At 38.0% G+C, this 12,804-nt stretch carries 12 protein-coding genes, 1 other RNA gene and 1 riboswitch; of the genes, 8 read left to right on the top strand and 5 right to left on the bottom strand.

Annotation, left to right across the window (positions count from 1 at the left end):
• Positions 1-53: 53 nt before the first annotated feature.
• Positions 54-247: riboswitch (cobalamin riboswitch) on the bottom strand.
• A 66-nt stretch (positions 248-313) separates the two neighbouring features.
• Positions 314-949, bottom strand: a complete 636-nt coding sequence (locus R2Q84_RS23135) for a DUF6266 family protein (RefSeq protein ID WP_316818979.1) — start codon at positions 947-949, stop codon at positions 314-316.
• Positions 950-1,599: 650 nt separating this feature from the next.
• Between R2Q84_RS23135 and R2Q84_RS23130 the strand changes: the two genes are divergently transcribed.
• A complete protein-coding gene (locus R2Q84_RS23130) occupies positions 1,600-2,049 on the top strand; it encodes a hypothetical protein (RefSeq protein WP_316818978.1) in 450 nt (149 codons plus the stop codon).
• A 21-nt stretch (positions 2,050-2,070) separates the two neighbouring features.
• Here the strand turns inward: R2Q84_RS23130 and R2Q84_RS23125 are convergent, their stop codons facing one another.
• Positions 2,071-3,825: an ATP-binding protein gene (locus R2Q84_RS23125; RefSeq protein WP_316818977.1), complete on the bottom strand. Its 1,755-nt coding sequence runs from the start codon at positions 3,823-3,825 to the stop codon at positions 2,071-2,073.
• A gap of 295 nt (positions 3,826-4,120) precedes the next feature.
• On the opposite strand from R2Q84_RS23125, the gene R2Q84_RS23120 reads away from it, so the two are divergent.
• Both R2Q84_RS23120 and R2Q84_RS23115 read left to right on the top strand, forming a co-directional pair.
• A complete protein-coding gene (locus R2Q84_RS23120; RefSeq protein ID WP_316818976.1) occupies positions 4,121-4,639 on the top strand; it encodes a GNAT family N-acetyltransferase in 519 nt (172 codons plus the stop codon).
• Positions 4,640-4,816: 177 nt separating this feature from the next.
• Positions 4,817-6,145, top strand: a complete 1,329-nt coding sequence (locus tag R2Q84_RS23115) for an OmpA family protein (RefSeq protein WP_316818975.1) — start codon at positions 4,817-4,819, stop codon at positions 6,143-6,145.
• Positions 6,146-6,304: 159 nt separating this feature from the next.
• On the opposite strand, the gene R2Q84_RS23110 is transcribed toward R2Q84_RS23115, so the two are convergent.
• Positions 6,305-7,630, bottom strand: a complete 1,326-nt coding sequence (locus tag R2Q84_RS23110; RefSeq protein WP_316818974.1) for a sigma-54 dependent transcriptional regulator — start codon at positions 7,628-7,630, stop codon at positions 6,305-6,307.
• A gap of 161 nt (positions 7,631-7,791) precedes the next feature.
• Between R2Q84_RS23110 and R2Q84_RS23105 the strand changes: the two genes are divergently transcribed.
• The 3 genes from R2Q84_RS23105 to R2Q84_RS23095 all read left to right on the top strand — a co-directional run bounded on the left by R2Q84_RS23105 (position 7,792) and on the right by R2Q84_RS23095 (position 9,599).
• Entirely contained in the window at positions 7,792-8,445 is a 654-nt protein-coding gene (locus R2Q84_RS23105) for an SCO family protein (protein WP_316818973.1), read from the top strand.
• Between the two features lie 3 nt (positions 8,446-8,448).
• Complete coding sequence (locus tag R2Q84_RS23100; RefSeq protein WP_316818972.1) at positions 8,449-8,871, top strand: cytochrome c; 423 nt, start codon at positions 8,449-8,451, stop codon at positions 8,869-8,871.
• Between the two features lie 83 nt (positions 8,872-8,954).
• Positions 8,955-9,599 carry a hypothetical protein gene (locus tag R2Q84_RS23095; RefSeq protein ID WP_316818971.1) on the top strand — a complete coding sequence of 215 codons (645 nt, stop codon included), beginning with the start codon at positions 8,955-8,957 and terminating at the stop codon, positions 9,597-9,599.
• Between the two features lie 53 nt (positions 9,600-9,652).
• Here the strand turns inward: R2Q84_RS23095 and R2Q84_RS23090 are convergent, their stop codons facing one another.
• Positions 9,653-9,952, bottom strand: coding sequence for a pyrimidine/purine nucleoside phosphorylase (locus tag R2Q84_RS23090; RefSeq protein ID WP_316818970.1), 300 nt, complete (start codon positions 9,950-9,952; stop codon positions 9,653-9,655).
• Between the two features lie 58 nt (positions 9,953-10,010).
• Positions 10,011-10,676 carry a Uma2 family endonuclease gene (locus R2Q84_RS23085; RefSeq protein ID WP_316818969.1) on the bottom strand — a complete coding sequence of 222 codons (666 nt, stop codon included), beginning with the start codon at positions 10,674-10,676 and terminating at the stop codon, positions 10,011-10,013.
• A gap of 175 nt (positions 10,677-10,851) precedes the next feature.
• On the opposite strand from R2Q84_RS23085, the gene rnpB reads away from it, so the two are divergent.
• Both rnpB and R2Q84_RS23075 read left to right on the top strand, forming a co-directional pair.
• Positions 10,852-11,226: RNase P RNA component class A (gene rnpB, locus R2Q84_RS23080), an RNA gene on the top strand.
• A 70-nt stretch (positions 11,227-11,296) separates the two neighbouring features.
• The gene (locus R2Q84_RS23075; protein WP_316818968.1) at positions 11,297-12,703 is read left to right on the top strand and encodes a sigma-54 dependent transcriptional regulator; all 1,407 of its coding nucleotides are present in this window, start codon (positions 11,297-11,299) and stop codon (positions 12,701-12,703) included.
• Positions 12,704-12,804 lie beyond the last annotated feature (101 nt).

Here is a 12,804-nt window from a genome sequence, read left to right as displayed (position 1 = left end):
TGACCTAGTACACTATATACATCAAACTTAACTTGTGCTTCTTATCGCGAAAGCATTGTCAATTCGATAAAGGCAGGTCTCCTGACTTGTAACATCTTTACCATCCTTCCCATTCCATTAAAAGAACAGTGGATATATTATCGGTAAAAACTCTTATGTGTTACTTACAGTTGCGCGACAGTTCGTGATTTACACACGATTCCCTATTAATCTACAATTAAGTAAAACCATTATCTGTTGATGAAGAAAGTAAAGAACTTATATCGCGTAAAGTTACAGTAAAAAACTCTCTTTTGGTAAAGAAGAATTAAGCTTAGCCTATTTTACCCAGATACACACTATTGGCAATGGCCTTTCTATTAAAAGAAGTCATGCTTAAATATACATCCAGGGTCTTACCTACAAATGGCTCTACTATTTGCACAAGGCATTGTTTCTGAGACCTGTTTACCCCGCCGGTGAAACCAAAAGTCATATCCAGTTCACGGGAATAAACCACCAGCATTAACTGATCGTCAAAAGCAGTGTTTTTAGCAAAATCATCCTTCCATGTCAGCTTCAGTGTTTCAAGCGACTGAAGTTCCATATGGATATCATTAATCATCGGCAGGTTACCCACACTTAGCTGTAGTTTACTATAATCAGCTTCGAGTGTTGGATACGTGCCCGATATCATAGTGTGGTAATTAGCAGAAAACGCAGCACTAATTTCTGTCTGCTCTTCTGCTTCATGTGCAAAACCAACCGTGATGTAGGCATGAAAAGGGACCAAAATATTATTCATAAGTTTCAGTTTTTCCTGAGCTGCAATCTGTGCCGGGCTTCTTTTCTTATTTTTCTTTTTTTTAGGTTTAGTCCTGATGTAAGGGATACCCTTCCATGTGGCTCCTACCACGGGACCAATTTTTCCTGATACAGGGCCTAAAATACCTTTTCTAATCTTTGCCATTTTGTTAATTGTTTTTTGTTAATTGTTTCTGTTAATTGATATTGCGTTTATTATTAATTCTCTATAAAACTGGCTTACTGGCCTTATATTGCTTACCTGGCAAAAGCTTTAAAAAAGCCTTTCAACAGCTTTTTAAATGACGTTAAATCATAGACAGTCGTACGATACTCATAGGAGACTCATACAATACTCATATAATTTACGATACAAACAATAAAACACACTAGATATCAACAAGATACGCACCAATGTTTGCAGCAAAAAAGGATAAATCACTAACATCATAAAAAACAGATCTAAGCCTAAAAACCTGATGTACAAACATAAGCACCTACACCTCATCCGTCAAGTTCAAGGGGGTTCCCAACCCCCCACCTAAAAACCAACAAAAACAATGTCTAAGCATATGTCAGTGCCGATGTTTTTTTTTAAAAAAACACTTTATTAGCATTTTACGGTGGAGCCTGGCATCCAATCTGAGAGCCTGAGGTAAGCAATTGCCCCCTATTTAAATCATTTTTATTTATATTCTTTTGAATTTTATTATCTTTCCGATCTAAATTAAATTAACGCGAATGAAACCAATCAGCTTTTCAGCTCTGCTGCTACTTATAATACTGACAACCGGATCTTGCAAAAAAATACCGGTAATGAATAATACAAATTCCATTATCTCTTTCAAAGTTGACGGGGTACTCAAAGAGGCCAAGGGAAAGCAAAATGTATTTTCCGCATATGTGAAAGAAGAAAATGCAATGATGATCATTGGAAATCTTGACGCTACCGGAGATCAGCAAATTGCGCTCACCATTACCAATTTCCATGGTGTTGGAGAATATTATGCTGACGAAGAAACTAACATGGAAGATTTCGGGGGTATGTACACGTCCTCGGAGTTAGAACAAAGCTATTACAGCACTAAAGGCAAGATCAAAATTACCGAATATACTGAGGGAAAAAGCATAAAAGGGGAATTTCAATTTGATGGCGTAGCCGCTATATTCGTTATCGGGAACACAAATCCTACAGAAGTTACCAAGGTCTTTTCTGAGGGCAAATTTCAAACAATAATTATTCCTACCCCAGCAATGACTCCCTAATAAAAGGTTATTCAGTCTAAGTTAATGTACAATGGGTAAAGAAAAACAAAACCTGCTACCTTCACCTATCGCACTTTCAACCCAAATATTTCCATTTTCAGCTTCAATAAAGTCTTTGGAAATGGCCAACCCAAGTCCAGATCCCGATTTATTGTTTCCATCAGTTGGCACTTGAAAGTACTTATCAAACAAGCGTTTCTGATATTGCTCTTCAATACCTTTACCAAAATCCTTCACAGAAAACTCAATCCTATCGTTGTTTTCAATCACCTGTATCACAATCTTAGATTTTTCTACACTATACCGCAGCGCATTTGACAAGAAATTAACCAGTACCCAGGCTGTTTTTTCAATATCGACACTCACCTGCGGAAGGTTGTTTCTTGATACGAATTCCAGTTCAATCGACTTTTGCTCGGCCTGAAACCGAACCGCATCCATGGCGTAAATGGCAATCTTTCTCGGATCAGATTTAACAAAATTCAATTGAAGATTGCCTGTTTCCACCTGTGCAAGGTCTAAAAGTTCTGAAGTAATCTTCAATAAACGTCCACAGTCTTCTTTAATGTGTTGTACCAATTCCTTTTGCTCAGCATTCATGCTACCCACCCGCTCATCATCCAATAATTTCAGACTCATTTTAATTGATGATATAGGTGTTTTTAACTCATGTGACACGGTAGCAATGAAATTTGTTTTGGCTTCGTCCAACTCTTTAAACCGCGTAATATTTTTAAGGATGCATACCTGTCCTGCCGCTTTTCCGGTCCTGACAGTAGTATTATCTACATGATCATCATAATCAGGCACCCTAATTTCCCTGCGTTCCAACTGAAAGTAAGATTCTTTCTGATCCGCATAGATCTTCATCGGTTTATCTTCTATCTGTTCCTGTAAAATACGGTTCAGCAGATCATTCTTTTTTTTGAGCTCCATAGCATTCATACCAATCACCTGTCCCTGGTCGAGGTTCATCAGCTGACCTGCAACTTTATTAAAAAACAAAATCTCCTGTTTCTCGTTCAAGCCGATAATAGCATCCTGCATCTGTTCAATAATTGTCTCAATTCTCAACTTTTCGGACTGAATTTTAGCCAGATTGCTACTCTCCCATTTATTCAATTCAGCAACCATAACATTAAATGAATCAGCCAATTCAGAGAACTCGTCAGAACCTTTAAATTCCAATCTTTGTTTGTAATTTTTTCTACTGATTTCGTGTATCGCATCTGAAAACGCACGTAAGGGATTTGCCACAAAACCTGGGAAATTCACAATAAACGAGAATAATATGAGAAAACAGACGGAGGCTGTAAAAATCACATACGTGACTGCTTTTTCGATAGAAGCCTGTGCTGCTGCATTCTTTTTTACTATAGCATTCATATTTAGGTCATCGATCAGTTTAAAACGCAAGCGCACCTGAATTACCGCTTTCTGTTTTTCAGCTATAGATGATGAAGAAATGACAAGGTTCTCATACGCTGCTTTTAATGCGGCAACGGCTTTACCCTCGCCAGTTTCCGTAACGTTCTTTCCCTCCAGCAAAAGCTGTTTCTCAAACAGTGATTTCGCCTGTTCCGATAATGGTAGCGTATGTTCGTCCAGTATCGAACGCATCTTACTGGTATAGTTCAGCGTTTCATAGTTATCTTTCAAAATAAGCTTCGACCTTATAGAGATTTCATTCATATAGTATAAAGAAATGCCTCCAAAAATGAGTATCACCAAGAATAGAAATCCGAATCCGAGGCGAAGTTTCGTTTTTATTTTCATTATTATTCTTTTATTTCATTTATATTTAATACCATTCTGAATTTATATTGGTTAGCAGCTAATAGGTGGTCAGGCTCCCCTTAAGCACGCAACCATCACCATTTAACTCAAAATCACTAACTCAGTTTCCGTCGCCGAAATATTCCACAAAAGTTGGTTAAAAATCGCAGTTCTCATGATAATTTGAAATAAAATAACAACGAGAAACAAATAAAAAAGAAACGATCACTTGGTTGCCAAATAAAAAAAAACACCAAAATAAAATGCTTCTTTACCATTTTGGTATATTTAGGCTATGAACTTCTCTATACAATCGATACTCGAAAATGAACAAATTAAGCTTGTCCCTTTAACCCCTGCTGATTTTGAAGACCTTTATCTTGTGGCCTCCGATCCCGAAATATGGGTGCAACACCCCAATAAAGATCGATGGCAGCGGGAAATTTTTCAAAAGTTCTTTGAAGGTGCAATTGGTAGTAAGGGAGCTTTCAAAATCGTTGACAAAAGTACAAATGAAATTGTTGGCAGTACCCGCTATTACGATTATAATAAAGAAGACAATGCTATTTTTATCGGCTATACGTTTTATGCGACCAGATACTGGGGTACAGGAATAAACCCTATTGTAAAAAAGCTAATGATCGATTACATTTTTCAATATGTAGATAAAATATTGTTTCATGTAGGTTCTACAAATATTCGTTCGCAGATTGCTGTGTCGAGATTAGGTGCAAAAAAAATAGCAGAACAAGAAGTTACTTACTTTGCTGAAGTTCCAAAATTGAACTTCGTTTATGAGATCATTAAGGAATGATATTGTAAATTAATATTCACAACAGTGAACAACCCCGTAACATACTGATTTGCAGATACAAAGACTTAAACTTATATTTATATTAGGTGTAGGTGCTTTGGGTGTAATGTACCGGGTTGAAATTAAAGTGAGGGTGTATAGTGTTTGTTTGAGACTTCTAACTTAAAAACTATAAACATGAATTTAATTGAACTGTTGAAGAATGAGGTGAGTGATAAAGTTATCTCATCTTTAAGCCAGAAAGCTGGCGTTAGCGAGGATCAGGTAAAGACTGGCTTCTCTGCTGGTATCCCTGCTATTTTAGCCGGTATCCTAAAAAATGGTGCAGGTGGAAATTCAGGCTTTCTTAGTAGCATACTGTCTGGCGTTACCGGTTCAGGTGCCGATACGAACCCCACAGATTTACTAAATAACAGTGAGGACTCCTTATTAGAAAAAGGAAAATCAATGTTAGGTGGTTTATTTGGCAATGACACCAGTGCTGTAGCGGGTGTTCTTTCTTCATCTACAGGTTTAAGCCCTGAAAAATCTACAGGTTTACTGGCGATGATTGCTCCATTGGTTACCGGATTTATTACAAAAATAATGGCAGGAAAAGGCTGGAATATCACAGATCTATTGGGGAAAATTTTTGAAAACAAAGCTGATATCACCGCAGCACTGCCTCAAGGCCTGGGCGACTCGTTAAGCCTTGCCAACGTGAAAATGCCTGATTTAAAAATCCCTAAGGTAGAAACACCTGAAGTTGATATCCCTAAAGCTCCACCTTTACAATACCGCAATGTACCGGAACCAAAATCTGGCGGTGGCATTTTAAAATGGCTCATACCATTGCTAATTGTTCTTATCGCCGCATGGTGGTTAATGGGAAAATCGGGCTGTAACGAAACGAAAATGAATGGTATGGCCGACACATTATCGGCACATGTTGATTCGATAGGAACTGGTATAGATTCACGTGTCGATATGGTTGAGACAGGAGCTACAGCAGCAATAGGAACTATCACCGGCAAATTAAATGAAGCTGGTGATTTTGTGAGGGATTTAGGTGCTACAATGAGTAAAAAACTTCCTGATGGGAACGAAATCAGCATTGCCGAAAACTCTGTTGAAAACAGGTTAATCTCATTTATAGAAGATAAAGATAAACCAGTAGATAAAACTACCTGGTTTACATTTGACAGATTGTACTTCGAGACTGGTAAAACTACCTTAAAACCGGAATCACAGGAACAACTAAAAAATATGGCTGCCATTTTAAAGGCTTATCCCAATGTGCATTTGAAAATGGGCGGATATACTGATAACACTGGCGATGCAGCATTAAACAAGAAATTATCCAATGATAGAGCTAACACAGCAATGCAGGAGTTGACAAAACTAGGTATAGATGCAAACAGATTGTCTGCAGAGGGTTACGGACCAGAACATCCAATTGCCAGTAACGAGACACCAGAAGGCAGAGCACAAAATCGTCGTATTGATATACGCGTTACTCAGAAATAACCTCTAATTTTTTTCAAAAAAAACATCTCTCGGCCGTAAATCAGGCTGAGAGATGTTGTATTCTGTGAAAAGAAAAATCACCTTCTCAGAAGAGACCTTAGGCGCTTTGCTTCTTCAGCAAAGATGCCAGGCTCTGAAGAGAACGGTTATTTTTCTCCATTACTTCTCAATTTTCCGATACAAAGTAGTCAATCCTATCCCTAATAATCTGGCAGTCTCCGTTTTATTCCCCCCGGTATATTTAAGAATTTTATCGATATGTTGTTTTTCAATTGTCTCTAACTTCATCATATCTCCATCATTGCTGATTCCTTCAGCGTGAAACTCATACGGAAGAAGATTTGCATTCAGAATTGAACCGTCAGCCAGTATTACTACCCGTTCAATTACATTCTTCAATTCCCTGATATTCCCCCTCCAGGCATGTTTCATTAATAGCTCCTGAAAGTCGTCACTCATTTCGAAACCAGGCTTATTTACTTTACTTGCAAATTCCTTTAAATAATGTCGTGCAAGCAACAGAACATCCGATTTACGTTGTGATAAAGATGGAAGTTCAATAGTAAAAACCGAAAGACGATAATACAGATCTAACCTAAACCTACCAGCCTCGGCTTCCTGCTTCAAATCTCTGTTCGTGGCTGCGATAATCCGAACATTTACTTTACTGGTTTGTGTATCGCCAACTTTAATAAAAGTCTGGTTTTCAAGCACGCGCAACAATTTCGCCTGCAAGTCGAGGTTCATCTCTCCTATTTCATCCAGAAAGATCGTCCCTTCATTGGCTTCTTCGAGCAAGCCTTTTTTATCTTTAACCGCTCCTGTAAAAGCACCAATTTTATGTCCGAAAAGTTCACTTTCAAGTAATTCATGGTTAAAACCACTGCAGTTTACAGCCACAAACGGTTTCATTTTACGCAAGCTCTCGTAATGAATAGCCTGTGCAAATACTTCTTTCCCAGTGCCAGTTTCTCCAAGTAACAATACGGTTGTATCTGTTCCAGCTACTTTCTGCGCAAGGTTTAGGGCTTCATTAATAGCTTTTGATTGGCCAAGTATCCCTGAAAAACTGTATTTTTTGACTACTTTATTTTCCAGTTCATTTACACGGTATTGCAATTTAGCTTTATCCAGTGCCTTATAAACCAAAGGGATAATCTTATCATTGTCATCCCCTTTGGTAATATAATCAAAGGCTCCGTTCCGCATAGCCATTACACCATCTGCAATAGTGCCAAAAGCAGTTAGGTTAATTACCTCTGCATAAGGTTTTATTTTCTTGATTTCCTTTACAAGCTCGACACCATTAAAATCCGGAAGCTTTACATCGCTAAGCACTACATAAATGTCATTGGTTGCTAAAATCTTTAAGCCCTCCTTTCCCGTACTGGCCTGAAAAACTTTAAACCCTTCTAACTCTATAATTCGAGCCAAAAGGCTGCAGATCTTTTTCTCATCATCTATAATTAAGACTGTGTACTGCATAGCGTATATTTTCGACAATATTAGTAATTATTCGACACAACATTGGTAACATGACATCTTCTTATTTCATGACGGTATTATGGCAGTACTATACCTCGTCAAAACAATAGGGTTAATTTCATTTTGATTACATTTGCGTTCCTTCAATTATCATTATTCTTATGAAGCTAAAATTTTCTTTTTCCCTTTCTCTTTTAAGCGCTGCTGTAATTTTCTTATCCTCTTGCCAGAACGAGAAAAAACTACCAATTTTGGGTCCTAGAGCCGCTGAGACTGTTAAAAACCCTGATGGTTCTACAAGCATTGATACCGTTTATAAAACAATTCCGGCTTTTAGCTTTTTAAATCAGGATAGCGTGCCGGTTACCCAGGATACGTTTAAGGACAAGATTTACATAGCAGATTTCTTTTTTACTTCTTGTACAACCATTTGCCCAACTATGCACCGCAACATGAAGGAGATATTTGAAAAATACAAAGACAATCCTGAGGTGATGTACCTTTCACATACCATCGACTTTAAATATGACAGGCCTTCAGTCCTTAAAAAGTATGCTCAAAAACTAGGGGTCGACAATGGAAAATGGCAATTTGCCTTTGGCAGTAAGGATAGTGTTTACCGCATTGCAGAAAAAGACTACTTAGTAGCTGTTATTGAGGATACGACAGCTAAAGATGGCTATATACACCAGGGCTGGTTGGTATTGGTAGACAAGCAAAAACGTATTCGCGGTGCTTATGACGGTACAGACACTAAACAAGTGGCCCAATTGATGAAAGACATCCCCGTTTTACTAGCTGAAGATAAAAAATAAGACATGCGTAAATCTCTGATTGCTATTTTATTTTCATGTGTATTAGCAACGATCATTTATTCTTGTCAGAATGCCGCCCAGGTAAAACAAGATGTGTATTATGTAAACGGCCGGGACCTTTATATTAAACATTGTCAGAATTGCCACGGTGCAAAAGGCGAAGGACTGGGTGCACTTACACCTGCGTTAACTGACACAGTATTTTTGAAAGCAAACAGAGAGAAACTAGCTTGTTTTATTAGAAATGGAATTAAAGATACGATTACAGTAAACGGACAGCAATACGAAGGCACAATGCCTGCTTTCCCTGAGCTATATGATATCGACATTGCACAGCTACTGGTTTACATCACAAATTCATTTGGTAATAACCAGGGTATGTATACACCTGAGGAGGTTTCTACCGTACTGAAAACCTCTAGATAAAAAAGCTGTATATGCTAATTATTACACAGCAAATCTTTTTTTTTCTCTATCATTGGTTTACACACTAATGAAACATTTACATCATGAAAAAACTATTTCTATTAGCCATAGCTACAGCTTTTGGCACCTTCGGCTATGCGCAGAAGCCCTACACTAACTCTAAATTTAAACAGCTGAGCGGTGGGCATAAACTGATCGCTATCTTACCGGCTGATGTGAAAATCACTTACAAGGCCCAACCCAGATATTTCGACTATGAAGCTAACCGTGATAAAGAGACCGAACTAGCCTATAAAGTACAATCAGCACTTTATACCTTTCTGCTAGAGCGTGAAATGAAAAACGTTATCAGTTTTCAGGATCTTGAGAAAACCAATATACTTTTAAAAAGAGCTGGAATGATAGATAGTCTTAGCAGTTTTACCAAGGAAGAAGTTGCAAAAGCATTGGGTGTTGACGCAGTGGTTTCCGAAAATTACGAAGTGGAACATTTTAATGCCCGGACGGATCGCACAAAACCTGCTCCGATGGAAAGACCATCGGGTTTGACAGATCCCGCCACTATTACAGGGGCTGCAACTTTAACAGTAACTTTAAACAACAATACGTCAGGGGATTTGCTATGGAGATTCTATGTAAACGAACGCGACTATGATGTATTTTCAACAATGGACATGATAGAACGGCTTGCTAAAAAGCCGGTTAAAAACTTCCCTTACTCAAAATAAATATTAGAAAGAAGTGGTTGATCATTGGTAACAAATGATCAACCACTTTTCTTTTAGCCGTAATAGCACAGATATGCTACGTCGGACTCACATACTACATCAAAAGATGTACCTGCTGCGACATCAAATTCTTCCTGCGCACCATACGTCTGAAATTCCTTATCTTTTAGTTTGACATCCATGCTACCTGTGATCACGATCATTTTTTCGGGAGAAGATGCCGAAAAAGTGTAAGCCCCTTTTTTCATTACACCAAGGGTCGCTTTTCCGTTTGTGGTTTCAAGTCCCAGGCTTTGCACTTTACCTTCGAAATATACATTGTGACTTATTGATTCATTTGCTGAATTACTCATATTTTTTTGTTCGGTTGGTTGAGGTTTATATTGAAAAAGCAAATGTATTGAAATCATGTTATGGTTGAACATCGCTGCTGAATATTTCATCGAGATTTAAAGAAAAACCAGGCAATAAGTCCGAAGTAAACATTCCTCCCGAAATTGTGAATTGTTCAGTAACATACATTCCTGAAGTACTGAGTATATGTTTGAGTACCATTTTGGAATTCGGATCAACAATCCAATATTCCCTTACCCCGAACTCCTGGTACAATTCGTACTTGATCCGCAGTTCTTTTCGGCTATTTCCCGGAGAAAGTATTTCTACAACAAGGTCCGGTGCACCGAGACACCCTTTTCTATCCAATTTTCGAAGATCACAAATGACACAGATATCTGGTTGTACTACATTATAAATATCACGATCAGCTTTCGAACCCTTGGGAAACCTAATATCGAAAGGCGCGCAAAACACTTTGCATTTATGCCCTTTTAAATAGTTATATAGTGCGCCGAAAAGCTCTCTGGACACTTCCTGATGAAATGTAGCCGGAGCAGACATTTCGAATATCTTACCTTTGATCAGTTCAATGCGCTCCTCAAACTTCCACCTCAGATAGTGGGCATAGGAATAGCTGCCGGAAAGATCTATTTCTTTTAATTCCCTTACTTCAGGGATTTGTTCTGTGTAGTTTTTTGACGCCCGCTTGCTGCGTGCTTTGTTGTCTTTATTGTCTTCCATCTACTAAGATCCGGACATATTAATTAAAAACCACAATAAATTAAATAAATAATTCATTATGAAATACAATTACATTCATATTCAAATATATTATACTTAAAATATAGTGATAGCGGGCACTTCTTTTAAATTATTTTCAAATCAGCTGCTGATAAGTTTTTGTATCTTTGACGAAAATGCAAGCTGTTCTATCGCTGGCCTGATTCATCAGGAAAGAGGAAAGTCCGGGCAACACAGAGCATCTCGCTTCCTAACGGGAAGAGGTTCAGGAATGAATGCCTGAATTATGGAAAGTGCCGCAGAAAACATACCGCCGATGGCTTTTGCACAGGTAAGGTTGAAAACGTGAGGTAAGAGCTCACGATTTTTCCGGGCGACCGGAAAGCTGGTAAACCCCGGGAGTTGAAAGACCAAATAGGCTAACGCACGTAGGGCTGCTCGTCCGATGTTAGTGGGTAGGTCGTTAGAGATAAATGGTAACATTTATAGTAGATTAATGATAGAATCTCGGTTTCGAGAACAGAACCCGGCTTACAGGCTTGCATTTTTTATTTTTATAAATGGGTTATTAATAATATAAATTATATTAGTAGCCAAACACCAAAATGATTAGCATACCTATGGCAAAATTATTGATAATTGATGATGAAAGAGCAATAAGAAACACACTACGTGAAATTCTGGAATATGAAAATTACGAAGTTGAGGATATTGACAACGGCATTGAAGGATTAGAACTGATTAAGAAGAAAAAGTTTGATCTTGTATTGTGCGATATCAAAATGAACCGAATGGACGGCATGGAAGTACTCGAACAAGCTTTAGCCTATAGTCCGGATCTTCCATTCATCATGATATCAGGTCATGGAACTGTTGAAACTGCCATCGAAGCAAGTAAAAAAGGTGCTTTTGATTTTATTTCTAAACCACCAGATCTAAACAGATTATTGATCACGGTTAGAAATGCGCTTGACAGGGGAACTTTAGTTACTGAAACCAAAGTCTTAAAAAGAAAAGTAAGCAAGACCAGAGATATTCTTGGTAGCTCTGAAAATATCTGTAAAATAAAAGAAACCATTGAACGTGTTGCACCTACTGAAGCCAGAGTACTGATTACAGGTGCAAATGGTAGTGGTAAAGAGCTTGTTGCGCGCTGGTTACACGAAAAATCGCACCGTGCCGACAGTCCTCTTATTGAGGTTAATTGTGCAGCAATCCCTTCAGAATTAATTGAAAGTGAACTATTTGGTCATGAAAAGGGCTCCTTTACGTCTGCCGTTAAACAACGTATAGGTAAATTTGAACTGGCCAGTGGAGGCACCTTATTTTTGGATGAGATTGGCGATATGAGCTTGTCTGCACAGGCAAAAGTATTACGCGCCTTACAGGAACACAAAATTACCCGAGTAGGTGGCGAAAAAGAACAGGAGGTAAACGTTAGGGTTATAGCCGCTACAAACAAAGACTTGTTAAAAGAAATTGAAGCTGGTAATTTTCGTATGGACTTATACCATCGCTTAAATGTAATCAACATTCATGTACCTCATTTAACGGAACGTACTGAAGATATACCGGAAATTGCACTCAACTTTCTTGATGAAATTTGCCGTGATTATGGAATGCCTGTTAAAAAAATCAGTGAAACTGCGATGATTGCACTACAGGGTTTACCGTGGACAGGTAATGTTAGGGAATTACACAATATGATTGAACGTCTGATCATTCTGAGTGATAAAACCATTACTGAGAATGATGTAATTTCCTTCGCTAATCCAGGAGGAGGTACAAATATTGGTGCTGCAAATTCAAATAGCGAACAATCTGCAAATGGTAGCGGAACCGCTCTTGATTATGAAAAATTCACCAATTTCCAGGATTATAAAGATTATGCAGAAAGAGAGTTTATCAAATTTAAACTAGAGAAAAATAACTGGAATGTATCAAAGACAGCAGATGATATTGAAATTCAACGCAGTCATTTATATAGTAAAATAGAAAAATTCGGCCTTAAAAGAGCCGCAGAATAAAAGAAGCCTTAAAATAAAAAACCTGTAGAAAAAAAAATATACAGGTCTGTAATATTTCACAAAAAAATTACCTTCTCAGAAAGAGCCTCAGCGTTCTTCGC

Origin of the sequence: Pedobacter nyackensis, from assembly GCF_032678475.1 — a bacterium.
In the GTDB taxonomy this organism is placed as follows: domain Bacteria; phylum Bacteroidota; class Bacteroidia; order Sphingobacteriales; family Sphingobacteriaceae; genus Pedobacter; species Pedobacter nyackensis_A.
Note: the sequence above shows the minus strand (reverse complement) of the source record. Positions and strands in the feature narration are given on the sequence as shown.

Excerpts from the sequence above, each read along its gene's own strand:
- R2Q84_RS23110 (WP_316818974.1), bottom strand. The coding sequence starts at position 7,630 with ATGCAGTACACAGTCTTAATTATAGATGATGAGAAAAAGATCTGCAGC.
- R2Q84_RS23120 (WP_316818976.1), top strand. The coding sequence starts at position 4,121 with ATGAACTTCTCTATACAATCGATACTCGAAAATGAACAAATTAAGCTT.
- R2Q84_RS23135 (WP_316818979.1), bottom strand. The coding sequence starts at position 949 with ATGGCAAAGATTAGAAAAGGTATTTTAGGCCCTGTATCAGGAAAAATT.
- R2Q84_RS23075 (WP_316818968.1), top strand. The coding sequence starts at position 11,297 with ATGGCAAAATTATTGATAATTGATGATGAAAGAGCAATAAGAAACACA.
- R2Q84_RS23115 (WP_316818975.1), top strand. The coding sequence starts at position 4,817 with ATGAATTTAATTGAACTGTTGAAGAATGAGGTGAGTGATAAAGTTATC.
- R2Q84_RS23090 (WP_316818970.1), bottom strand. The coding sequence starts at position 9,952 with ATGAGTAATTCAGCAAATGAATCAATAAGTCACAATGTATATTTCGAA.
- R2Q84_RS23095 (WP_316818971.1), top strand. The coding sequence starts at position 8,955 with ATGAAAAAACTATTTCTATTAGCCATAGCTACAGCTTTTGGCACCTTC.
- R2Q84_RS23100 (WP_316818972.1), top strand. The coding sequence starts at position 8,449 with ATGCGTAAATCTCTGATTGCTATTTTATTTTCATGTGTATTAGCAACG.
- R2Q84_RS23125 (WP_316818977.1), bottom strand. The coding sequence starts at position 3,825 with ATGAAAATAAAAACGAAACTTCGCCTCGGATTCGGATTTCTATTCTTG.
- R2Q84_RS23105 (WP_316818973.1), top strand. The coding sequence starts at position 7,792 with ATGAAGCTAAAATTTTCTTTTTCCCTTTCTCTTTTAAGCGCTGCTGTA.
- R2Q84_RS23085 (WP_316818969.1), bottom strand. The coding sequence starts at position 10,676 with ATGGAAGACAATAAAGACAACAAAGCACGCAGCAAGCGGGCGTCAAAA.
- R2Q84_RS23130 (WP_316818978.1), top strand. The coding sequence starts at position 1,600 with ATGAATAATACAAATTCCATTATCTCTTTCAAAGTTGACGGGGTACTC.